The organism is Limnoglobus roseus, assembly GCF_008254045.1.
In the GTDB taxonomy this organism is placed as follows: Bacteria; Planctomycetota; Planctomycetia; order Gemmatales; family Gemmataceae; genus Limnoglobus; species Limnoglobus roseus.
Window position 1 is genome coordinate 8,789,070 of the sequence record NZ_CP042425.1, and the last position, 22,951, is coordinate 8,812,020.

At 68.3% G+C, this 22,951-nt stretch carries 15 protein-coding genes and 1 pseudogene; 12 read left to right on the top strand and 4 right to left on the bottom strand.

Annotated elements, in window-relative coordinates; genetic code table 11:
- Positions 1-119 precede the first annotated feature (119 nt).
- From PX52LOC_RS37750 to PX52LOC_RS37780, 7 genes are all read left to right on the top strand, one after another.
- The gene (locus tag PX52LOC_RS37750) at positions 120-1,241 is read left to right on the top strand and encodes an XdhC family protein (RefSeq protein WP_149114927.1); all 1,122 of its coding nucleotides are present in this window, start codon (positions 120-122) and stop codon (positions 1,239-1,241) included.
- The gene (locus PX52LOC_RS37755; RefSeq protein WP_149114928.1) at positions 1,238-1,816 is read left to right on the top strand and encodes a nucleotidyltransferase family protein; all 579 of its coding nucleotides are present in this window, start codon (positions 1,238-1,240) and stop codon (positions 1,814-1,816) included. Before PX52LOC_RS37750 ends, PX52LOC_RS37755 begins: the two co-directional genes overlap by 4 nt.
- A gap of 3 nt (positions 1,817-1,819) precedes the next feature.
- Complete coding sequence (locus PX52LOC_RS37760) at positions 1,820-2,413, top strand: (2Fe-2S)-binding protein (protein ID WP_149114929.1); 594 nt, start codon at positions 1,820-1,822, stop codon at positions 2,411-2,413.
- Entirely contained in the window at positions 2,410-3,396 is a 987-nt protein-coding gene (locus PX52LOC_RS37765) for an FAD binding domain-containing protein (protein WP_149114930.1), read from the top strand. The genes PX52LOC_RS37760 and PX52LOC_RS37765 overlap by 4 nt, the downstream gene beginning before the upstream one ends.
- A 25-nt stretch (positions 3,397-3,421) precedes the next feature.
- Positions 3,422-5,644: a xanthine dehydrogenase family protein molybdopterin-binding subunit gene (locus PX52LOC_RS37770; RefSeq protein ID WP_149114931.1), complete on the top strand. Its 2,223-nt coding sequence runs from the start codon at positions 3,422-3,424 to the stop codon at positions 5,642-5,644.
- An 87-nt stretch (positions 5,645-5,731) separates the two neighbouring features.
- On the top strand, positions 5,732-5,956 hold the full coding sequence (locus PX52LOC_RS37775) for a hypothetical protein (protein ID WP_149114932.1): 225 nt from the start codon (positions 5,732-5,734) through the stop codon (positions 5,954-5,956).
- Between the two features lie 1,448 nt (positions 5,957-7,404).
- Entirely contained in the window at positions 7,405-10,998 is a 3,594-nt protein-coding gene (locus PX52LOC_RS37780; RefSeq protein ID WP_149114933.1) for a WD40 repeat domain-containing protein, read from the top strand.
- Between the two features lie 234 nt (positions 10,999-11,232).
- Here the strand turns inward: PX52LOC_RS37780 and PX52LOC_RS37785 are convergent, their stop codons facing one another.
- A complete protein-coding gene (locus tag PX52LOC_RS37785) occupies positions 11,233-11,484 on the bottom strand; it encodes a hypothetical protein (protein WP_149114934.1) in 252 nt (83 codons plus the stop codon).
- 505 nt (positions 11,485-11,989) lie between these two features.
- Between PX52LOC_RS37785 and PX52LOC_RS37790 the strand changes: the two genes are divergently transcribed.
- The gene (locus PX52LOC_RS37790) at positions 11,990-12,823 is read left to right on the top strand and encodes a hypothetical protein (RefSeq protein ID WP_149114935.1); all 834 of its coding nucleotides are present in this window, start codon (positions 11,990-11,992) and stop codon (positions 12,821-12,823) included.
- A gap of 7 nt (positions 12,824-12,830) precedes the next feature.
- Here PX52LOC_RS37790 and PX52LOC_RS37795 read toward each other — a convergent pair whose 3' ends face one another.
- From PX52LOC_RS37795 to PX52LOC_RS37805, 3 genes are read right to left on the bottom strand one after another with little or no spacing between them, the layout of a single operon-like run.
- The gene (locus tag PX52LOC_RS37795; protein WP_149114936.1) at positions 12,831-15,098 is read right to left on the bottom strand and encodes a serine/threonine-protein kinase; all 2,268 of its coding nucleotides are present in this window, start codon (positions 15,096-15,098) and stop codon (positions 12,831-12,833) included.
- 16 nt (positions 15,099-15,114) lie between these two features.
- Entirely contained in the window at positions 15,115-18,102 is a 2,988-nt protein-coding gene (locus tag PX52LOC_RS37800; protein ID WP_149114937.1) for a caspase family protein, read from the bottom strand.
- Between the two features lie 38 nt (positions 18,103-18,140).
- A complete protein-coding gene (locus tag PX52LOC_RS37805) occupies positions 18,141-19,256 on the bottom strand; it encodes a hypothetical protein (protein WP_168219459.1) in 1,116 nt (371 codons plus the stop codon).
- A 174-nt stretch (positions 19,257-19,430) separates the two neighbouring features.
- Here PX52LOC_RS37805 and PX52LOC_RS41450 point away from each other — a divergent pair, with 174 nt between their 5' ends.
- The 4 genes and pseudogenes from PX52LOC_RS41450 to PX52LOC_RS37825 all read left to right on the top strand — a co-directional run bounded on the left by PX52LOC_RS41450 (position 19,431) and on the right by PX52LOC_RS37825 (position 22,933).
- Positions 19,431-19,988 carry a sigma-70 family RNA polymerase sigma factor gene (locus PX52LOC_RS41450; protein WP_168219460.1) on the top strand — a complete coding sequence of 186 codons (558 nt, stop codon included), beginning with the start codon at positions 19,431-19,433 and terminating at the stop codon, positions 19,986-19,988.
- 843 nt (positions 19,989-20,831) lie between these two features.
- On the top strand, positions 20,832-21,680 hold the full coding sequence (locus PX52LOC_RS37815) for a sterol desaturase family protein (protein ID WP_149114940.1): 849 nt from the start codon (positions 20,832-20,834) through the stop codon (positions 21,678-21,680).
- A 107-nt stretch (positions 21,681-21,787) separates the two neighbouring features.
- Positions 21,788-22,528, top strand: a pseudogene (locus tag PX52LOC_RS43145) (arylamine N-acetyltransferase family protein).
- A 204-nt stretch (positions 22,529-22,732) separates the two neighbouring features.
- Positions 22,733-22,933, top strand: coding sequence for a hypothetical protein (locus tag PX52LOC_RS37825; protein ID WP_149114941.1), 201 nt, complete (start codon positions 22,733-22,735; stop codon positions 22,931-22,933).
- Positions 22,934-22,951 lie beyond the last annotated feature (18 nt).

Consider the following 22,951-nt stretch of genomic DNA (forward strand, 5'->3'; position numbering starts at 1 on the left):
CCACCAAGTGTCGCTCGCCCTGGAGCAAACACTGGCGACGTTCAGCTCAAAATGGGTATGAAGTTTGCACGCATTTTCGCCTGCTTTGGGCTTTCCGTGCCCGATCAGGCATTCCTTGAATGGACGAGTTGCGACACATTCTCACGACAAGCACCCGGCTTCGCAACCGCGGCGAGCAGGCAGTCCTCGCCACCGTGGTGAAGACCGAAGGTTCAACGTACCGCCGACCCGGTGCCCGGCTTCTCATCGGCCGCGGGGGCGATGCGGTCGGCGGCGTCAGCGGCGGGTGCTTGGAAGGCGATTTGGTCCGCAAGGCGTGGTGGCGGACCGAGGGCGGCCCGGCCGTCGTGACATACGACTCGCGGGCCGACGACGAGACCGCCTGGCAGTTCGGCCTCGGGTGCAACGGCGTCGTACACGTCCTTTTGGAACGGCTGTCGCCGTCGGACACCGGCGGACTTGCCTTTGTCGAGCAATGCGTGCGGGCCCGCCTGTGCGGCGTTATCGCTACCGTGTTTCGTGCCGGCACGGCGACCGGGCTGGCCCTCGGGGATCGCCTGACGCTCGACGCCCGCGGCAAGTGGGGCGGGCACATCGGCGATCCCGACGTCGCGCCCGCGTTGGGTGCGGACGCGGAAGCCTGTTTGCGCCACGACCGCGGGCGGACGGTGGTGTATGGTACGGCGACCGGCGAAATCGAGGTCGCGTTCGAGGTCGTCCGGCCGACGGTGCGGCTGCTCGTCTTCGGGGGCGGGTTCGACGCCGTGCCCGTGGTCGCGGCGGCGAAAGCCGTCGGGTGGGAGGTGGTCGTCATCGACCGGCGGGCCGGCGCGCGACGGATTGCCGGGGCAGACCGAACGCTAACCCTCGCGCCGGCCGCGGCGTGCGAGCGGTTGCGGCCGGCGTCGCGGACGGCTGCCGTGGTCATGAACCACAACTTCCCCGACGACCGAGACGCGGTCACGGCGTTGTTGCGGACCGGCGTGCAGTACGTCGGGGTCCTCGGCCCGAAGGCCCGCACGCAGACGATGCTCGCCGAAATCCCGGACGCCGTCGGCCTTAGCCGGCTCCACGCCCCGGTCGGCTTGGACATCGGGGCCGATACTCCGGGGGAGATCGCGGCGGCGGTCGTGGCCCAGGTGATCGCCGTGTTCGCCGACCGCGACGGTGGGCACCTGCGGGACCGGACGGGACCGATCCACCGACGGGACCCGGCGGCGTTCGCCGGGGCCGCGTCGTGAGCGTCGCGGGCGTCGTACTGGCCGCCGGCGGGTCGACGCGGATGGGCCGGCCGAAGCAACTCCTCTCGGTCCGCGGGACGAGCCTGGTTCGCCACGCCGTCGCCGCGGCCCGCGACGGCGGGTGCGAGCCGGTGGTGGTCGTCCTCGGGGCGAACGCAGACGCGGTGGGGGCGGAACTCGCCGACTTGGTGGTTCGCACGGTCCGCAACGGCGTTTGGCAGGACGGGCCGGGCACGTCGGTGAAGGCCGGCGTGGGGGCGGTGGGCGAAGCGGACGCAGTCGTGATCCTGCTCTGCGACCAGCCGTTCGTGGACGCCGCGCACGTCCGGCGGTTGGTTGAAGAACACCACGCGACGGGTCGGCCGATCGTCGCCTCGGCCTATTCCGACGCGGTCGGCGTGCCGGCCCTGTTCGCCCGGACTTGCTTCGCCGACCTCCTGGCGCTCGAACCGGCGGGCGGCGCGAAGCTGCTGCTCGCCCGGAATCGCGACCGCGTGGCGGTCGTGCCGTTCCCGGCCGGGGGCGTGGACCTCGACACGCCGGCCGACTACGAACGATTCCTCGCACGGGGGTAACCCATGGCGCCGAGCGACGATCCCGACCGCCGCGACTTCATCCAAGGCGTGACCGCCGGCGGCCTTGCCCTCGGCCTCGGCGCCGCCACGTCCGCCGACCCGCCGGCGGACGTGGGGCAACCGATCCCGATGAAACTGACGATCAACGGACAGGACCGCGAGTTGCAGATCGAGCCGCGGGTGACGTTGCTCGACGCCCTCCGCGAAGTGCTCCACCTCACCGGTTCGAAGAAGGGCTGCGACCACGGCCAGTGCGGGGCGTGTACGGTGCTGATCGACGGCCGCCGGGTGAACTCCTGCCTGACGCTCGCCGTCGCCGCGGCCGGCGGTCAGGTCACCACCATCGAGGGACTCGCGAAGGGCGAGGAATTGCACCCGCTCCAGGCGGCGTTCATCAAGCACGACGCCTTCCAGTGCGGCTATTGCACGCCGGGGCAGATCTGTTCCGCCGTCGGGCTAATGGCCGAAGGGCACGCGAAGTCTGACGCCGACGTGCGGGAGTTGATGAGCGGTAACATCTGCCGGTGCGGGGCGTACCCGAACATCGTTGCCGCCGTTCAGGAGGTCCAGCAACTCGCCGCCAAGGAGAACCCATGACCCCGTTCGACTACGTCCGGGCCGACGGCCCGGACGCGGCGGTGAAGCAGGTGGTCGCCCGGCCCACGGCCGCGTTCCTGGGCGGCGGGACCGGCCTCATCGACCTGATGAAGTTGTACGCCGAGCGGCACGACCTGCTCGTCGACGTCTCCCGCCTCCCGATGGACAAGGTCGAGGCGACCGAGAAGGGCGTCCGCATCGGGGCCAACGTCCGCAACAGCGACTTGGCGTACCACGCCGCGATCCGCACGCGGTTCCCCGTGCTGTCCGAGGCACTGCTCTCCGGGGCGTCGCCGCAGTTGCGGAACATGGCCACCGTCGGCGGCAACCTGATGCAGCGGACCCGGTGCCCGTACTTCCGCGACGGCCACTCCGCGTGCAACAAGCGGGTGCCGAAGTCCGGGTGTGCCGCCCTCGACGGCGTCAACCGCGGCCACGCCGTCCTCGGCACGAGCGATCACTGCATCGCCACGCACCCGTCGGACCTGTGCGTCGCCCTGGCGATCCTCGACGCGACCGTGCGGACGACCGGACCGAAGGGGGAGCGAACGATCCCGTTCGCCGACTTCCACCGACTGCCGGGCGACACGCCGGACCGCGAGACGGCGCTCGATCACGGCGAACTCATCACGGCCGTGGACCTTCCGGCGCTGCCGTGGGCGACGCGGTCGCACTACCTGAAGGTCCGCGACCGGGCGAGTTACGAGTTCGCGCTCACGTCGGCGGCCGTGGCCCTTGAGATCGCCGACGGGGTCATTAAACAAGCCCGCATCGCGCTCGGCGGTGTCGGGACGAAGCCGTGGCGGGCGGCCGAGGCCGAGAAGGCTCTGGTCGGCAAGAAGCCCACGCCGGAAGCGTTCGCCGCCGCCGGCGACGCCGCACTGGCGGGGGCCGTGCCGCGGCAGCACAACGCCTTCAAGATTCCGCTCGCGAAGCGGACCGTCGCCCGCGCCCTGGCGGCCGCGGCGGCGATGCCCGGCTGACCCCGACTCTTCCGAGGACGACGCGATGAGCACGACCGCCGTGGGCAAGCCGATGGACCGCGTGGACGGCCGCCTCAAGGTGACCGGCGCCGCCCGGTACGCCGCCGAGCACGACTACCCGAACCTCGCACACGCCGTCCTCGTCACCAGCACGATCTCCAAGGGCACGATCGCGGAAGTCGTCACGGCGGCCGCCGTAAAAGCCCGCGGCGTCGCGGCCGTCGTCACGCACAAGAACGCGCCAAAGATGAAGGTGCCGGAGCCGTTCGGCGGCGAGAAGCCGTCCGCCGGCTCGACGACGGCCCCGGTTCTGAACACCGACCAGGTCTTCTGGTTCGGCCAGCCGGTGGCGATCGTGATCGCGGAGACGCTGGAGCAAGCCCGGCACGCGGCCCAACTCGTTCGCGTGACGTATCAGGAGCAACCGGCGAACCTGACGCTCGACTCGGCGGGCAAGGTGACGACGCCGAAGAAGATCATGACCGAGGCGACGACCGTCGAGATCGGCCACGCCGAGCGGGCGCTGAAGGCCGCGACGCTCAAGGTCGATGCCGTCTACGAAACGCCGCAGTTCAACCACAACGCCATCGAACTACACGCCACCGTCGCCGCGTGGGACGGCGGTAAGCTCACCGTCCACGACACGGCCCAGTTCGTCTTCGGCGTCCAGGCCGACCTCGCCACCCGGTTCGGGCTAAAACCGGCGGACGTGCGGGCACTCGCCCCGTTGGTCGGCGGCGGGTTCGGCGGCAAGGGTGTCGCGTGGCCGAGCACGTACCTGGCCCCGTTGGCGGCGAAGGTCGTCGGCCGGCCGGTCAAGCTCGTCCTCGCCCGCGACCAAATCTACGGCTGCGTCGGCGGCCGGCCGCCGATCCGCCAGCGCGTCGCCGTCGCCGCCGACAAGGACGGCAAGCTCACGGCCCTCATCCAGGCGGGCCGGTCGGCCACCGGCACGACGAACCAGTTCGTCGAGCAGTTCACGTTCCCGGCCCGCCACCTGTACGCCTGCCCGAACATCTACCTGACGCAGGAAACCATCGCGCTGGACACCTGCCCGCCGACGTTCATGCGGGCCCCGGGCGAGTGCCCCGGCACGTTCGCCCTTGAATCGGCGCTCGACGAACTGAGTTACCAGCTCAAGATCGACCCGGTTCGCCTGCGGCAAATCAACGAGCCGGACAAAGACCCGACCACCGGCGCGCCGTTCTCGAACCGGAAGTACCAGGAGGCACTCGCGCTCGGGGCGGAAAAGTTCGGCTGGAACCGCCGCACGCCGGAGCCGCGGTCGATGGCGGACGGCCGCATGCTCGTCGGCCTGGGGATGGCGACGGCGACGTACCCGGTCTACCGGATGCCGGGGTCGGCCCGCGTGGCGGTGTCGGCGGACGGCACGGCCGTCGTGCAGAGCGGGTGCCACGAGATGGGCATGGGCACCGCCACCGCCCAGACGCAGATCGCCGCCGACCTGCTCGGCCTGCCGGTGGAGAAGGTGAGGTTTGAACTCGGCGACACGAACCTGCCGTTCGCCATGGTGGCCGGCGGGTCCAGCCAGACGATCAGCGTCGCGGCCGCCGTGTCGGCGGCGGTCGCGGAATTGAAGGGCGTAGTGCTGAAGTTGGCGACGGCCGGGCCCCTGGAGGGGCTGAAGCCGGCGGCGGTGGCCGTCCGCGACGGGGGCCTGTACCGCACCGACGACCCGGCTTCCGGCGAATCGTTCGCGTCGATCCTGCAACGCGCCGGGCGGAAGTCGGCAGAGGCAAAGGCCGAGGTGATGCCGGGGGCCGAGATGCAGAAGTGGTCGATGCACTCGTACGGGGCGCAGTTCTGCGAGGTCCGCGTGGACCCGGACTTCGGCACGGTCCGCGTCGTGCGGTTCGTCGGGGCGTTCGACGTGGGCCGGGTGATGAACGCGAAGACGGCCCGCAGCCAGTTCCTCGGCGGCATCACGATGGGGCTGGGGATGGCCCTGCTGGAGGAGACGCACCGCGACGGGCGGACCGGGCGGATCGTGAACGCCGACCTGGCCGAGTACATGGTGCCGGTCCACGCCGACGTGCCGGCCATCGAGGCGTACTGGGTGGGCGACCCTGACCCGCACACGCCGATGGGTGCGCACGGCATCGGCGAGATCGGCATCACCGGCGTCGCCGCCGCGGTCGCGAACGCCGTCTACCACGCCACCGGCCGCCGCGTCCGCCGCGTGCCGATCACGCCCGAACGACTGTTGGCCGCCCCCCGTGATGGGTGACCGTGTAGATCCAAGCGTGGCGGCGTGGATCCTTCGTTTCGCGGCTCGGCAGAGGCCCTCGCCATGAGGTCTTGCGGGGAATTCGACGTGAAAATTGTCACGCGGCAGTTAACAGAAGATGTGAGTTTTGGATTCGAAATCTGTGCGTCTCCGACAGGGGATTCGAACGAACAGAATCTTTTGCCGCCTCTTGCCTACGGCTACCCACACCTCGAATCCCACTTCGCCAGCAAGAGTTTCGAGCAGGCCGGTCACGGCCTCGACAGCATCGCTAGCATCCCCTCCGGCGGACACGACGAGCCCGTGCGGTGAACGCTTGGGAGTCGGAACCGGTCCGTCCAGCCCTCGGTCATTTCTGTCACACGAGGCACGGACAGTACGCATATTGACGAGACGATGCTCGATGACGTCCGCCCGCGGGTGCACAATCCGAGCGGCCACCGGATTTTTCGCGGACAAGCCCCGTCGGCTCAGGCTGAGCCTTCAAACTCGTGGCCGTTACGGCCTGGCACATGGAGGGCGTCCGGTCCATCACCAAGGGTTGGGGTGCAGGAGTATTGTGGTAGAGGATTGGCGACGCCCTCGGGCGAGTGCTTCCCGACCGGGCGAAGGCGGACGACACACTCATCTTTCTGGCCTTTTGATTTCTAGAGGCCGGCGTGCGGCACGGGCGTTCGACTCCAGCCACAATAGTTACGGCGGCGTCCACTTCTGGCTCGTGGAGGAACGCGAGTTGATGGTTGAGACTGGATTGACATGCCGCGGCGTCTAGCGACGCGTCTCGAGGATCCGCGGGCTCTGATCGACCGGGCCTTGCGATTCCCGCCTCGCACCCACCTTCCGCTTGCCGAGGGTGACGAGGCTCATCCCAGTGGTTCCAGCAGGCCAAGCAATAGAATTTGGGATCGTGGAACCGACAGAATTTGTTGCCGCCCAGCGTAGGCTCGCCCGGCGTCCGGGCAATTGGAAAATGCCGCGCGGCTGTTAACTGAGAGGGTAAGGTTTAGCCTGAATCGCATTTCGACCGACGGGTTAACAGGCCGCGCGCGTGCGAGGTTCGAAATCGGTCCCACCCGTTCACCCCGCCGGATTCGAACGGGAGAAGTGATGCGGTAACCCTTCACCCCGCATCCGATGAATTCGCCTTGAAATCAAGCGTTCGATCGAGAGTGGAGGATTCTCTCACGCCGAGAGTCGCGTCTAAAAGTTCGCAATCTGTTCTCCCCGGGGAGTATCCGACGAGTCTGCGGAATCAGCCCGGTCAACGGGTTGACAGGAACCGCCGAGGGGACATCCCCTCGGCGGTTCGCATTTCCCGCGTTTGTTTGCAAGGGTTCTCGCGCGTTCGGCCTTCCCCGCCAAAAGTCTCCGTCACGAGAGCGTTCGTTCGGGGTCCGTGAGGAACCTGAAGATGAAGGCGATTTTGCCCGAACTCTCACTTGAAAGTCTCAGCCTCTCGGCCCGGGATAGGCGATCGGGTTAACGGGATGGTTCCCCGGAGTCCCCGACCGGAACCAGAAGTCGGATGGCTTCCTGCGAACTCAACTCCTAAAAGACACATGCTACACGGGACGCGGGAGTCCTCAAATTCAATCGCGCGTGGATCTGCGGCTCGGGACGGTCCACACTGGTTTATCGCGTGTGGATGACGTTGCCTGCCGCTGTCTGCGTAAGTCCTGGGTCTGGAGTTGAGTCAGTCGAACCATCAAAATATCCTCGATCGAGATTCTGACCTCACCACCCACTTGGAAAGGCCGCCAATGATTCCCGCATCTCTCTATTTGCTGGCGTGTCTGACAGGCGGCCCCACTTTGCTCCCCCAGGGAGCCGTTGATCGCCTCGACGCCCCCATTTTGCGGCACTCCAGTCGGGTCGCTAGCGTCGCGTTCTCCCCGGACGGCCGCCGATTGGCATCCGGGTCGAACGTGAATCGCGGCGGTGGGGATCCCACCGTCCGGGTTTGGGATCTGGCGTCGGGCCGCGAACGCTGGAGAGTCCAGCACGATTCCACGTGCGTTGCTTGGTTCGCCTCCGGCAGTCGGCTGGCGTCAGCCGCCCGCGATGGCACGGTGAAGGCGTGGGACCTGACGACCGACCGGGAAGTGTTTTCCTCCCAAACGCCGGGCGGGTGGGCGTTCGCGGTCGCGGTGGCCAATGACGGTAAATGGCTGGCCTCGACGCACGGCAACCGGTCGGCGGTTCGACTGTGGAACGCGGCGACGGGGGCTCTCGTTCGTGAGCTCGAGCCGGCCGCCAAAGGCAAACCCGTCTCCGGTCAGATTACGGCGGTGGCCTTCCCGCCGGACGGGAAGACCGTCGCCGCCGGGGTGCCCGGCGTTGGACTCGTATTTTGGGACATGGCATCGGGGACGGTCCTACGGACCATTCCGGGAGAATACCCCGCGTCCGGCCCGTTCGTTTCCATGGGCATCACGTTCGCCGGTCGCGATGGGCGGGTCGCCGTGTGCCAGGCGGACGGGCTTGCGATCTTCGACCCGGCCCGTGCCCGGGAACTCCACTTCGTCCGCGGCACTCGGGCGGAGGACCCCACGCGGATGGACATTTCCGCCGTCGCCCAGTCCGCCGACGGGTCCGCGGTGGCGTTCGTTCGCAACCACGAGCTTAAACTTTGGGACGTGGCCGGCGATCGGGAGATCAGGGCGTTCCCGACGCCGACCCGGCAACCGGGCCCGTTCGCCCTCTCCGCGGATGGCAAACATCTGGCGCAGGGAGCCGGAAACCTGGTCGTGGTGTGGGAGACGGCCACAGGGCGTCGCGTGCCGGCCCACGCCCCGGAACACGGGAATCTTGAAGCCATGGGGTTCGGCCCCACGGGGGAAGTATTGGTACGGGACGCATCCGGCCTGCGAGTCTGGGATGTCGGTTCGACCGGACGGCGGCGCGGGGAGGTTTTGAGAAGCCCCGCCGGGGTCGTGGCCATCTCGCCGGACGGCCGCACGGCCGTACACGGCGGGTATTCCTACCCGGCGTTGCCGCGGCTCACGGACATCGGCACCGGGGACGATCTGGTGAAACTGGACGCGGTTGAAAACGAGATCATCCTCCACGCCGCATTTCTGCCGAACGGTCGGCGGCTCGTCACGGTCGATACCGGCGGTCGCACCCTGAGCCTGTGGGACACGGTCTCGGGCCAGCGGCTTCGGAAGTTTATCGGGCACGAAGACCCGGTGGACGCCATCGCCATCGCCCCCGACGGCAAACGAATGGCCACGAGCGGCGCCCCACGGGCGTACTTCCGCACGCCCTTTCCCGGCTACGCGGGGGACGCGGGCATTCGGGTCTGGGACGTCGAGACCGGCGCCCAACTCGCCACGATCAAAGGGCCGGCCGGCGCCCTGGCGTATTCACCGGACGGACTCCTGCTTGCGGCCGGCGTCGATGGCATCGACTCACATTTGCGGTTGCTCGACGCGGCCAGCGGGCAAGAGGTGCGACAATTGAAGGGGCGCGGTCCCCAGAAGGCGGCCTTCACCCCGGACGGCCGAACGCTGGTGACGGTCGGGCGTGACAAGGTGGTCCGCCTCTGGGATGTCGCGACCGGCGCGGAGCGACGGCGGCTCGACGGTCACTCCGACGAAGTGTACTCGTTGGCGATCTCTCCCGACGGCCGTCGGGCGCTGACCGGCGGCAGTGGCGGGCAAATCTTCGTGTGGGACTTGTACGCCCCGGACCGGTTGCCGCGCGACGATTTGAGTTGGGCCATTCGGGACCTGACCGATCCCGATGCCGCCGTCGCGTTCCGGGCGGTACGCGAACTCGCGGCCGCGGGCGACCGTGCGTTGCCGTTGATCGCCGCGATTCGCCCCGGCGACCGTCCGTGGCCGCAAGCCCTCGAAGCCCTGGAAGTAATGGGCACACCGGCCGCGCGTCGGGCCGTGGCCGCCTTGGCCGGCGGCGATCCCGCCTCGCGACCGAGTCGTGAGGCGGCGTTGGTCCGCGATCGGTTGGATCGCCGGGCCGTCCCCCGATGGTTCCCGCCCGCGCCGGTCTTGCCACCGGAGCCGCAGAAATTGGTCAACGGAACGCCCCGGGTGGTTGCCCGCTTGTCCGCCCGGAACGCCGGCGGCGCGTCCGGCTACCTGGTGCCTTCTCGTGATGGCCGGTTTGCCGTGGAGTATGGCTTCCACTCCGCGGACGTCCGAATCATCGACCTCCCGTCCGGCCAAGTGCGGCACAGCATCCCATCCCCGGTGCAAGACGGGAGGGTGAGCCAAGCCGAGTTGTCCCCCGACGGTTCCCGGCTGGCCGGGGTCACTTCCGTCGGTGGGTTCATTTCATCGCCCACCCTCTACGTGTGGGATGTCCCGTCCGGCAAGCTTCTCTGGCAGGCGGCCGCTTCGAGTTCGGGAGTGGGCGCCCTCGCCTGGTCGCCTTCGGGCGATCGACTGGCGACCTCCGACTACAAGCCGTCCGGGATACGCCTTTGGGAAGCCGCCACCGGAAAGGAATTGAAAACCTGGCCGGGGCCGAAGGACAGCCATCAGGTGTTGGCATTCGCCCTCGACGGCCGGCGGCTTTCGGCCAACTGTCGATCAACGCTTCGGGTGTTCGACTTGGCAACCGGAGCGATCGAAAGCGAATCGGCGACCCGGGACGACCTTCTGACGGCCAACAGCGGCACGGGGATTCCGGCCGACGGCAGATCGATCCTCCGCGGGGCCACGCTCACGGAGCGACTCACGGGCAAAGTGAGGAGCGATCTGACCGGCGGCCACCAGGCCGGCCACTCGGTTTGGTACTGCGCGATCGCCCCCGACGGACGGACCGCGGTCACGTCGGACAAGTTCGGCCATCTCCTCGTCTGGGACCTGACGGGCGCGGATACGACACGCCCGGCAACGGTGCTCAAGCCGTCGGACTGGGACGAATTGTGGCAACTCTTGGGCGGCCCGGATGCCGGCCTGGCGTACCGGGCCGGGTGGCGGCTGACGGCTCTCGGGGACGCGGCCGTCGCCGAACTGGTCCGCCGGCTGCCACCCGTCCCCGCCGATCCGACGGCGCACATTGGTGAGCAGATCGCGGCACTGGACGCTTCGGATCCGGCCGTTCGTCAAGCCGGCACCGATCGGTTGGAGTTGTTGAGCACGATCGCCGTTCGGGCGCTGGAACGCGCGACGCCCCGGCCGCCCGGCGAGTGGTCCGATCGGGTCAAATACTTGCTCGATCAAGCGGCGAGGTCAACGCCTAGCCGGGCAAAAGTGCTTGCGGTTCGAACCGTCGAGGTCCTGGAACGACTCAGCAGTCCGACGGCCCGAGCGGCCCTAGCTCAATACGCGGCCGGTCCGGCCGGCCACGTGCTGACAACGGACGCTCGTGCCGCCCTCCGGCGGTAACATCCTTTTCTCGAAAGACGCCGGTCCGGCGTGCGATTTCTTGACACGGAACGGTTCCCGGATTCCGTTCGTCCCGGAGCAGAAGCGGAATGCCGCCACGCCATCCCACCCCGGGCGAACGCTTCCGAGATTTCGCCACGCCCCCGCGACCTGTCTCCTCAGCACCAGGAACCGGTTTACCTTGGTCGTTACCGCTCAGCAGTCTCACCCGGGGAAGCAGAGAAGTTGGCGTCCTCACCCGGCCCGGCAGACGGCAGCCGCGAACTCGACCTCGACCCACGCGAACGGGGGCGCGGGCGAGACCGCGGAAATGAGCACCCTCCGAGGCTCCTGGTCGGGCAGTCCGACCCGCACCTGTCGGCCCGGTAACAGGTCCAACCGGTCGCACTCGTCGAGCGACACCCGCAGCCGCACGGCCCGCCCGTCCAGCGCGACGTAGGCGTACAGCCGTTCCGTCCCGATGCTCACCAAAACCGTCCCACGCATACTCGCCCTCGCCGCGATGCGACCCGAACCACGACTGTCGCACCCCCGCGCCGTCCCAAGGACAAGGGGGCAAAATGGGGGCGGCGTCGTTTCGTGTCGCGCCGCATCCCCCGGCGGGTAGGGACCGCTCGCCGCGGTCCCGGTTCCCACACCGCACGACGTGCAACTGCCCGCCCCACCGGACGGCGAGGCGTGCGACGCCGCGAATCGCCCGACCAAGGCCAGCACCGGGCCGGCGGTTCCGTGCGTGCCGAAAGAACACGACCTTCGCGGCAGCGAAGGCGTTCGTCGCCAATGCCAACTGCTTCCTCGCGAAGCCGTGCGCGATTGAGAAGCGGCACGACTGTGTTGTGCCCCCGATCCCAGATTTTGAACCCGCTTCGCACGATTGGTGTCCGGTTCCCACCCGCCCAGCGTCGTTACCGGGAGATTCCTGTCACTTCATGGGGGACGACGTATCCCGCCGATTGATGCCAAGCCCGCGTCGGGGTGGAAGTTCGAGGTCGTGAAGGGGATCGTGTTCCCCGTCGTGGTCGCAGTCCTGTTGATCGGAGTCGTCGTCCTCCAGCGCTGGGTCGAGCGATGGGCAACGTCCCTGGAAACGCCCCCCGCGGTTCGAGTGGCCATTCCCACGGCCGCGGCCCTCGCGGAAATCGCGGCGGACCAGGATCGGACAGAGCCGGCGAACCGGAACGGCGTTCGCTACCTCTCGCTCCTTCACCTGCACAACAACCCGCAGGTAACGGACTCCGACCTCGCGGCCGTGCGGGACGCCCTGACGGCGGCCGAGCGGTGGCTGTCCGACTCGGACCGGCCGCTCCGAGTCGTGCCTGTCGATAAGGATCAGATCGTGTACCGGGTGAACGCCGTGGACCTGGAAACGGCGACCGGCCGCGACTGGCGGTGGTTCCTCGTCCGCAATCCCTACGGGTTGACCTGCGAGAACGACGCGGCCCGACCGCTCGACCGCAAGATTCGCGACGCGACGGGCGACCCGGTCGCGTTCGTCCGGGCCGACTGGTTCCTCACGGCCCTCGTGCGGGACGACGTGCCCCGGCCGGGCGTGCCGGACGCTCTCGCCAAACTGGACCGGGCGTACTACGCGCGACCGATCGACGCCGATCGGGCTGCGGCCGAGTTGGGCGTACCCCCGGCGGCCCTGACCGCGGCCCTCCGCGCCGCGACCGGGGGCGAGTTGCGCGAAGAGTTCGGGCTGGCCCCGCTTGTCGAGGGCCGCACGGTGCCGCGGGAGTGGTGGGAATCGGACCGCTACCTCGTCACGCCGTTCCAGGCGGCCGCCCGCCGGCTCGGCGTCGGCACGCCGGTCCGCGTCCGTTGATGCGGGATCACCGCGGCCGGCGGTACGGCACGCCGGCCCTGAGTTCGCGGGCCGCGATTTGAAACACCGAACTGCCCGTGCCTTGCGGATCGGCCCCTTCCCAGGCCGTGCGGGCGACGGTGCCGCCGGCCGCCAGCGATTCGAGGCCGATTTCCCGAAGGCGGGCGCTGTCGGCGACGGCCCCCGCAAGGGCATCCGGCGCGAGGTTCAACTCGGCGGCCGCGATCGCGGCCGTCACCACGGTCTCGCCGTGCCGCCGCGCGAGGTCCGTCACCGCCGCCCATTCCCCTTTGCGATTCGGCCTGCCCTCTTCGCCCGGCCGCGGGTGACAGGCAACGCACCCGAGCAACGGCGCCCCGCCGCACGGCCCACTGTTGCCGGTCAGCCCGAACGCCGCATACCCCCGCGCGCCGCCGGGCAGGGTGAACCAAACCAGGCCGTCGGCCTTCAAGAACAGGAACCCGGCCTGGGTCGCCGCCCGGCCCGGCGCCAACGGAATCTTGCTCGCGCCGAGGCGGTCGGCCAACCCGGCGAGCGTCGGCGGCATGTCCAACAGGCCGGCGTACAGTGGAGCCGCGGCGGCGTTCGCCACCAGCCAGTCCGCGCGGACCACGGGCGTCTCGTCGCGGACCCATTCGGCCACCTGCCGCGACAGCCGCCGAGTTTCGTCGTCGGTCTTCGCCCCCGGCGTGAGGGCGTAGGGGTACGCGGCCATCAACCGGTCCCACCGCGTCCGCCCGTCGCCGCCGGCGGCGTCCCACCCGAGCGCCCGCAGATCGATCGCCAACGGGTTGCCATGCGGCCCCAGGGGTTCGGCCGTCGCCGGGTTGGCCCGCCAGTGCAGGGCGTTCAGCAGGGTGTTCACTGCCCCCGCCCATTCGTCGCCCGTGACGCCGGCCGGGAGGACCACGTAGCGGAAAGCCAGGCGGTCCGCGGGCGCTTGCTTGTCGAGGTGGTCCTTGATGGCGCGAAGCTGCTCGCCGGGCGAAAGTGCTGGCCGACTCTTCGCAGGCGGTTCGTCCGCCTGCCGAGTCTTCGCCGCCGGCGGCTCGTCCGCCGGCCGGGGGGTGCGACCGAACAACCCGGCCAAGACCGCGACGGCCACCGTCGCGAGAGCCGCGACGAGGGCGACGGCCCGCCACCGTCGCCGCGGTGGGGTCGCCACATCGCCGGAAAGGAAGCGTTCGAGATCGCCGGCGAGCGCGGCCATCGTCGGGTGACGGCGGGCCGGGTCTCGGTCGGTTGCCCGCCGGACGATCAACACCAGTGCGGGCGGCACGGCCGGGTTGAACTGGGCCGGGTCGGGGTACTCGCCGTCGACGATCGAAAGCACGACCTCGCCCTGGTTGCCCTCGAACATCCGCCGGCCGGTGAGCATCTCGAACAGCACGGCCCCCAGCCCCCACACGTCCGCGGCCGGGGTCGCCGTCTCGCCGCGGTGGCGCTCGGGCGATGTGTACGGCAGGCTGCCGGGGATTTCGCCCGTGCCGGTCAAGGCGCGGGCGTCCTCGCGGAAGGCGGCCACGCCGAAGTCGAGGACGACGGCCCGCCCGTCCGTCCGGAGCATGACGTTCGACGGCTTCACGTCTCGGTGCGTCACGCCCCGGTCGTGGGCGTACCCGAGGGCCTGGGCGACGGCGACGGCGGTGCGGGCCGCTTCGGCCGACGAGAGCGGCCCCTTCGCAATGCGGTCCGCGAGCGTTTCCCCCTCGACGTACTCCATCGCGAGGAACCGCGGAGGGAGGGAACTATGGCCGACGATGCGGCAGATGCCGTCGTGCCGGAGGGAGAGGACGGCCCGGACTTCGTCCTCGAACCGCGCGGCGGTCCGCTCGGCGTGGGGTGACGGGTGCGGCACCTTGACGGCGACCTTGTGCCCGCTGGCATCGGCCAGGTACACGCTCGCCATGCCGCCGCGGCCGAGGTGGGCGAGGAACCGGTAGCCGGCCGGCAGGGCCACCGGGGCGAGATCCGCATCCAGGTTTTCCAGGAAGGCGATCGACTCCCGCACCTCGGCGGCGAGGTGCGGGAAGCGGGCGGCGTAAGCCTCGGCGGGCGGACCGCCGAAACCTTTCCGGCAGTCGTACTCGGCGGCGACGAGGTCGACGACGGCATCCCGGCAACCTGCCAACTCCGGGTACCGCTCCACGTACAGTTCGGTGGGCGGGCCGCCGCCGCCAGCCCAGGCCATGGCCTGGTGGTCGAGGAGGGGCGCCCACCACTCGGGCGGGCGGTCGGGCGGAAGGGTAGGCCAATCGTCGGCGGTCGGCGGCATGGTGGCGTCCGGGAAGCTACGGGCGGCTGAGGGCCACGGCCGGCAGCGTGCCGGTGTTGGCCCGGTAGTACGGCGTCTGGCGGTTCTTGCTCCGCGCCCGCACAACCTCGTCGGCGTACGTAAACAGTTGCGGCAGGTGGACAACGCCGTCGACCGCCTTCGCCTTCCCCTTCAGCCCTTGGATCAAGGCGTGCGTGAAGTACCCGCCGTCGGTGGCGTCTTGCAGCGACTGCTCCTTGCCCCGGCAAGAGCACAGGACGATCAGCCCGCTCGCCGTGGTGGCGAACTGCCGGGCCATACGGTCGTTGACCGAGTCCCCGGCGTCCTTCGTCACGGCGTCGTCGATGGCACCCGCGTAGCAGGCGTCGAGGACGAGGATGATGGTCCCCTTCGTTTTCGCCAGGTGTTCCTTCACCTGGCTGGCCGGGATGCCGGCATCAATGAGGTCCGCCCGCCGGGTGTCGTGGCAGCACAGGTACAGCAGTTCCTGCTCGTCCTTGTCCGCGTGGCCGGAGAAGAAGAACACGCCCACGTCGCGGTCGGTCATCTGCTTGCCCATCCACTTGAGGGCTTCGAGCATATTCTTCCGCGTCGCCTGGTCGTCCGTCAAGATCTTTGTTTGGACCCCACTGAACAGGTTCTTGCCGTGGGCCTCCAGCGTCTTCAGGAGGGCGGTGGCGTCCCTACCGCCGTGCGGCAGGGAGGCGGTGTCGGCACGGTCGGCGTAAGTGCCGACGCCGACGCCGACGCCGAACAGCCGCGGCTTGCGGGCTTCAAGCCCTAGCACCTCCACCTTCACAGGGGTTGACTCGCCTTGGCTCTTACCGGCGGTCTCCGCCAGGCCCTTAAGCAGGTACTCGCCCGGCTTGAGTTCGATGACGAATTTCTCCCGCACCTCCTCTCGCCGTGGGTCGACGTACGTCCGCGTCCCCCGCCGTCCGGCCCCTTCGTACGACCGACCGTTCACTTGCAGCCGCAACTCGGTGATCGGGTTGTCCCCGACGGGCTTGGCCAGCACTTCGACTTCGAACGTGTCGTCGGAGAACTTCGTGAGCGCCTTGGGCGAGATGATCGACACCGACGGCGGTTGCGCCCTTCGGAACTCCGGCGGTACGGGGGCGACGGTCTCCTCGGCGATTTTCTTTGCCGCCCGGCCCGCGGACCCCTCAGTGAGCGTCCGCTTGATCACGTCCGGGCGGTAGAAGTGCGTGTTGAACTGCACAGCGGCGTTATACGTCCCGAACGAGCCAGGGGTGCCCACGGGTTGCCACCCGGCCATCCGCTCACCGCCGGGGGAGCAAGCGTAGTACCCTTCCGGAGTCCACGCGACCCACTCCTTGTCGGCCACGAACACCGACAGTACTGGAACCTCGGCATCCACTCGCCACACCCGCAACGTTTGGTCATAGGAACTCGTGAGAATCCATCGACCATCCGGTGAAGCGACTAAATCGGAAAGTGTAGACGCGAGACCATAGAACATTTGCTTAATTTGGCCGGTGGACAATTCGCACAGGTACATGCGGTTGCCACCGTAGACGACAATCGCGCGGTCGTCGGACAACAGCTGTACGGCAGGGCGAAAGGATTTAAGAATGTCCTCGTCGTTCAATCCCGACAACTGCGAGTCGGGCTTCGCGTTGACGGGTGGGTTGCTCCCGGCAGCGGGATGTTGGATAGGTCGGCTTTTTCGGAACGCGTTGCGAAGAGATTCGGCGATGCCCCGATCAAGCCTTAGACTGGGTGATTCGATGCGGGGGGTGCGGATAAAATTTTCCCCGGTCGCGAGTCCCAGCGTGAGTGTTGGAAGGTCGAAGGCCCATTCGATCGGGAGAGCTGCTTTTGGGTCTTCCGAATCGTACATGCTCCGACCGAACCCAAACGCCGTCCCCCGTCGCGACCACCCACCGGCCGAGAACCCCCCGCCAGGGCCTCGGAGCCGCGCGACTACTTTGCCCGTTTCAGCCTGCCAGACGTATATCTCGGTTTTGTACCCGGCCGTGACGACCAAGCTGCTGTCCGAGGAAAAATCCGCGACATGGACATCGAAGAGGTGTTCCGTCATTTCAGCGAGTTGCTTGTTCGTGGCCGTATCAATCAGCATCACGTTCGGTGTAATGTCCGCCGGCCCCGCGACCAAGAGTTTGCGGCCGTCAGGAGAGCGAACCACTTCCGTAGGATAAATGTCGTCCTTTACCTTCGCCGGCACGGTGATCGGCAATTTGACGTTGACGTAATTTGCCCCTGCATGGTCCCAGAACGACAGCGACATTCCGATGTGGCCGGAAACCAATCTGTCATTCCCAACCCAAATGGCGTTGCTTGCCCCAGCGTCGGTCGTGGACCGCTTGCCCGATTGGGCTTGGGCGGCCAATTTCGCACTCGGAACGTAGTACGTTTCGAACGTGGCGTACGTTTGATCGTCTCGCCGGACGCCATCGACAACAACAATGAACTTCTCCGGATGAAATTTCACGAAATTACAGCATCGATCTTCCGTGAGCCGTGTGACCTGTCGCGTATCCAGGTTCCAAAACCACGCCCCCCGCGTGCAACTCGCCGCCGCCAAGTATTGCCCGTCGGGTGAAAACGATAGGGAGCGTAGGTACGGAGCATCCTTTACCAGCGTGTGTGCAATCTTCCCTTCGACCAAGTCAATGACGTAGACGATGATGGTGGCATACGGGTTCTCGTCGAACGGATTATTGCCGCCGACGGCCAAGAACCGGCGGTCCGTGGAGATCGCTGCGACCTGTACCGTGCCGTCGTATTTGCCGTCGATCGGAAGGCGGTACATATGCTCCGTCTTGGCCGTCGCGATGTCCCACACCCGCACCGTGTTGTCGGACGAGGCGGTGACGATTTGCTTATCGCCCTTCAGGAAGAATGCTCCCACGACTTTGTTCGTGTGCCCGCCGGTGTCGAACACCATGACCGGCTGGGTTTCCCCCTCCGCCCGCCCCACGACCGCCAACAGGCACACCGCCATCAAAATCCGGCCCATGACCCACCTCCTGGGAAGTTCCACGAAACTCGCCCTCGCTACTTCGCCACCTCGTACCGCACGCTCACCGTCGCCCGCTCGGCCCCCACCGTTCGCTCCACCGGAACGGTTGTTCCGGGCACCGGGCAGCCGAACCCCACGGCGTCGGTCGGCGACTTCTTCAGCGGCGGCTCGTCCGCCGGCGGGGCCTTCACCCACGCGGCCGCGAACGACGCGGTGATCGTGCCAACCCGCGCGTCGTCCCGGTTCACCAGCCCGGCCCCGCTCTTCGCGTACTCCGTGATCTTGAACCGCTCGAACAGTGCGTTCGTCTTGTGCCACCCCGGCACCACGACGCTGTCCTTCGGCTTTACGAGGACCATCGAGTACCGCGGCTCGCCCTTCCGCGGGCCGTCGGCGATCCGCACGTCCGTGAAGTGGAACACGCTCAGGCCGTCGATCGCCAGCTTCACCGCCATTTCCGTGTTCGAGCGGTTGACGAGCCGGACGTCGAACTGGTCGTCGCGGGCGAGGTTGGCGAACGCCAGCCCGTCCCGGTCGGCGAGCGGCACGCCGACCTTGTTCCGCACGATCTCGATCCCGAACGTGCTGTCCGGGCCGGACAGTGCGACCGTGCCGTCGAGGGCCGCCTTCGGGTCGCGGAAGCTCGTCACTGTGGCCTCGTCGGCCTTCACGTCGTCGAGGATCACGGTCGTGGTGTCCACGGACAGGCCGAGGATCAGCCGGACGGAGGCGGGGTCGGTGACGCGCCGCTCGAACCTTTCCAGTTCGACGCCAGCCCCGTCGGTGAACGTGAAGACGAGGTCGACGGCCGGCCGCAAGTGCTTGCGGTCCTTCGCGTCGGGGACCTCGCGGAACAGGTACTTGACCCGCAGGCCGACGGTCGCCACGAGTTTGACGGTCACGCCCTGGGCGGGCAGTTCCCTCTCCAGTTGGTCGCGGATGATCGGCCCGCCGGACGTCGGGAACGTGTCCGGCCCGGTGACGCTGCCGAGGGCCAGAGCCTTCTGGCGCTCGCCCTTCATCCACTTGGCGCAGTCCTCCGCGGCCCCGCGGACGACGGTTTTCAGGTCGTCCCCGCGGCCGGCCGTCGCCGTGCCGAGCACGGCCGCCGCGGCCGCGGCCACCGCCAGCAGGTAGTACGATCGAGACATGTCGATTCTCCCCAAGATTCGGGTCGGTTCGGGGAATGCTCGATACAATCTAACACCTGTACGACATCATTCCCACAACAGATTCCGACTTGCAGACGGGTTCGCGACCGCAAGCGGACAAAAATTTCTCGACACGTGGGCGAAAACTCGTTCGCCCCGCGGAGGGGGACACCCGTGCCCGACGACCAGAGTCCCGACGTGGTGGCCGCGTTCCTCCAGCGAATTCGGGCCGGCGACCCGGCCGCGCACGTGGAATTTGCGGCCCGGTACGGCCCACAGATCCGTCGCGTGGTGCGGATTCGCCGGGCCAAGGAGCACGTTCAAGGGCTGGTCGAGTCCGAAGACCTGGTCCAGACCGTACTCCGCCGGATGTGGGAGAAGCCGGCGGATCTGAAGGCGGAGACGCTGGGCGAGTTGCTCGCGTGGGCGAGGGCAGTCGCCTGGAATCGCGTCCGCGAGTTCGAGCGGAAGCGGCAGTTAGAACGGGGCAACTTTCGCCGCTTGTTGCGGCGGGACGACGAACCGCCAGACGGTACGAGTGGCGAAGATGCCTCTGTCTCGCTCGCGAGCGTTCGGACGGTGCTCTCGGCCGAGGAGCGGCGCATCTTCGACGCCCGTCTGGCCGACCGGACGTGGGCGGAAATCGCCGCCGACTTAGGGCGGACCGGCGAGGCGGTTCGCAAGCAATTCGAGCGAGCGATCCGCCGCGTCCAAGGCGAAGCGGGCACCTGAGACGGAGTTGGTACACTGTTCGCCACGATGGGCGACCGCGAAAAAAAGGCCCGCAGAAGTGAGTGATTGAGCTTGTTTTCCAGAACTTCAAGGCGGGCGTTGGGATCGCCCACCTGCCTCGTCTTCGTCTCCGTGCTCGGCGACAACCTGCCCCTGTCCCGCCGCCGGAGTTCGCGGCGCCAGCGGTGGAACGTGTTTCGGTCAGTTGGCGTTGCGTGCAAAACGCGCGAACGGCGAGGCCGCTGGGCCGCCAGACGGCGATAGTGTCGCGCCACAATTGTTCTCGGACCGGATCGCGTTACGTCTTCGGCATGAGCCGGCACGACTCGAAAGGAAAGGAAGGCCGAGGCTACCACGGCTAGTAAGAAGGGACTTCGTCGAACGGACAATATCGCTTCGGATGTACGTGTGAGGCATTTCGGTGCTGGCCGAGTTGATGCGGAACGGGCATTGCTGAACCCGAAGGACAAACGGGGCTACCGGTTGCAGAGTTGGCCGCGGCCGGCGGAGACGCCGAGCCTCTTCCCGGACGAACGGGATGTGAGAACTCGTTCCGGGTGATGAACGGCCGGGCGTTGCCGAGGGGAAACACAAGAGAACCGGCTGCGGCCGTCAGAATGAGTGGGCGACACCCCGACGGCCGCGGCCGGCTTTTTCGTTCCGACCGGCGGCCTCCGAGCCGCTCCGACTCCCTTCCCGTCGTCGGGCCCGGAAGCCGAAGCCAAGGCGTGCCTCGCGTGTCCGAGGCCGGTGAGCACCCGCCCAACCCCGAACCGTTCCCTACAATCTCCGCTTACGCGGATTCGGCGCCGAGCGATTCCCGGTTCCGGTCGAGGTGTTCGAGTGGACCTGGCACAGCGGGTGGAACGGGCGTTCGCCGGCGCGGCCGGCGAGATGGTGACGACGGCCGTCCTGTACGCCACGGCGGCCGGGCTGCTGTGGGTCACGTTCTACCGGCTGTTCCGCCGCCGGCTGGGGCACCGCCGGATCGGCACGAAGGCCCCGGACCGGCCGCAGGTCCGCCGGGAGGTGCTGCACTCCCTCCGCAGCATCCTCGTCTTCGCGGCCGTCACGTTCGTGGTGCTGATCGCCGCCGGGTACGGGCTGACCCAACTGTACGGCCGGTTCGACAAGTACGGCTGGTGGTGGCTGCCCGCCAGCTTCGCCCTCGCGGTGCTGCTGCACGACACGTACTTCTACTGGACGCACCGCCTGATGCACGCCCCGCGGGTGTTCCGCCGGGTGCACCGCACGCACCATCTGTCGACCAGCCCGACGCCGTGGGCGGCGTACGCCTTCGGCGTCGGCGAGGCGGTCGTCCAGGCCGGGATCGGGCCGCTCGTCGTCTGCCTGATCCCCATGCACGGGCTGGTCTTCCTAGCGTTCATGACGTGGCAGATCGTCTGGAACGTGTTCGGCCACCTGGGGTACGAGATCTACCCCCGGTGGTTCCTGCGGACGTGGGCCGGCAAGCTGGTGAACACGCCGACGCACCACGCCCTGCACCACGAGCGGTTCCGGGGCAACTACGGGCTGTACTTCAACGCATGGGACCGCCTGATGGGGACCAACCTGCCCGGGTACGCGGCCCGGTTCGAGCGGGCGGCCAGCGGCGGGCCCGCCCCGGCCGCCGCGAGCGGTCACGAGTCGTCGGTCGGGGTTGGGGCGATCCGCCCGGCGTCGGTTTCGTAGGGCGTGCGGACCGGTGTTCGACCGTCAACCCGGGAAGGGCCTCCGTGAACCTCGACGCATATCTGACGCGCATCGGCTACGCCGGCCCGAAGGCCCCGACGCTCGACGTGCTCCGCCAAATCGTTCACGCCCACCTGTGTTCGATCCCGTTCGAGAACGTGGACGTGCTGCTCGGCCGCGGCGTCTCGCTCGCCGACGCCGACGTCGAGCAAAAACTCGTCCGGGACCGCCGCGGCGGGTACTGCTTCGAGCAGAACTCGCTGCTGCTGCGGGCCCTGGCGGCCCTCGCATTCTCTGCCGCGCCGCTGTCGGCCCGCGTGCGGCTCAAGGCCCCGCGGGAGGTCATCCCCCCACGGACGCACCTGTTCTTGCGCGTCGACCTGGACGGCGTGCCGTGGCTCGCTGACGTCGGGGTCGGCGGCCTGAGCCCGACGGCCTCCGTCCGGCTCGACGTCATGGGCGACGAGCAGCCGACGCCGCACGAACCGCGGCGGATCGTCCGCGAGGACGGCACCCCCCTGCTCCGGTACTTCCACCAGGCGAAGGTCGGCGACGCGTAGGTGGACGTGTACGAGTTCACGCTCGAAGAGATGCCGGCCGTCGATCGCGAGGTCGGGAACTGGTGGACGAGCACGTGCCCGCAGTCCCGGTTCCGGCAGAACTTGACGGTCACGCTCGCCAGCCCCGACGGCACGCGGCTGTCGGTCCTGAACCGCGAGTTCACCCGCCGCCGCGGGGCCGAGGTGTTGGAACGGTTCGAATTCTCCGACGCCGGGCACCTCCTCCGCGTTCTGGGCGAGCGGTTCGGGATTCGGCTTCCGTCCGACACGACCTTCTCAATTCCGTAACGTCGAGCCGCCGAGCGACGGCCGGGGCTCGGGACAACCGTCGGGAGCCCGGGAGCGATTTTGCCGGGGGCCGATGTTTCGCCCGGCCGCGTCACTTCGAACCCGCCCGGCATAGTTAACAGGCAGAGATTTTTTCCACCCGCTCCGGTCAGCGGACCCACCGCGAAGCGGCGGTCGCTGGGGGACGCCCTCCGAGGCCCCCTCGTGCGACCCGAACTGCCGCCCCATCAACTCACCCCGGACGAACGGTTCCGGGAACTCGCCGCGATCCTCGCGGTCGGGCTCCTCCGCCTCCGCGACCGGCACGCCCTGGCGACTCCGGCCGAACCACCCCACTGGCCAGAAGAGGTCGAGAATCCCCTTGACCTTCCCCCCGAGACGAGCGTCACTGGTCGTGCGGGTTGACGCGACCCGGACGACCGA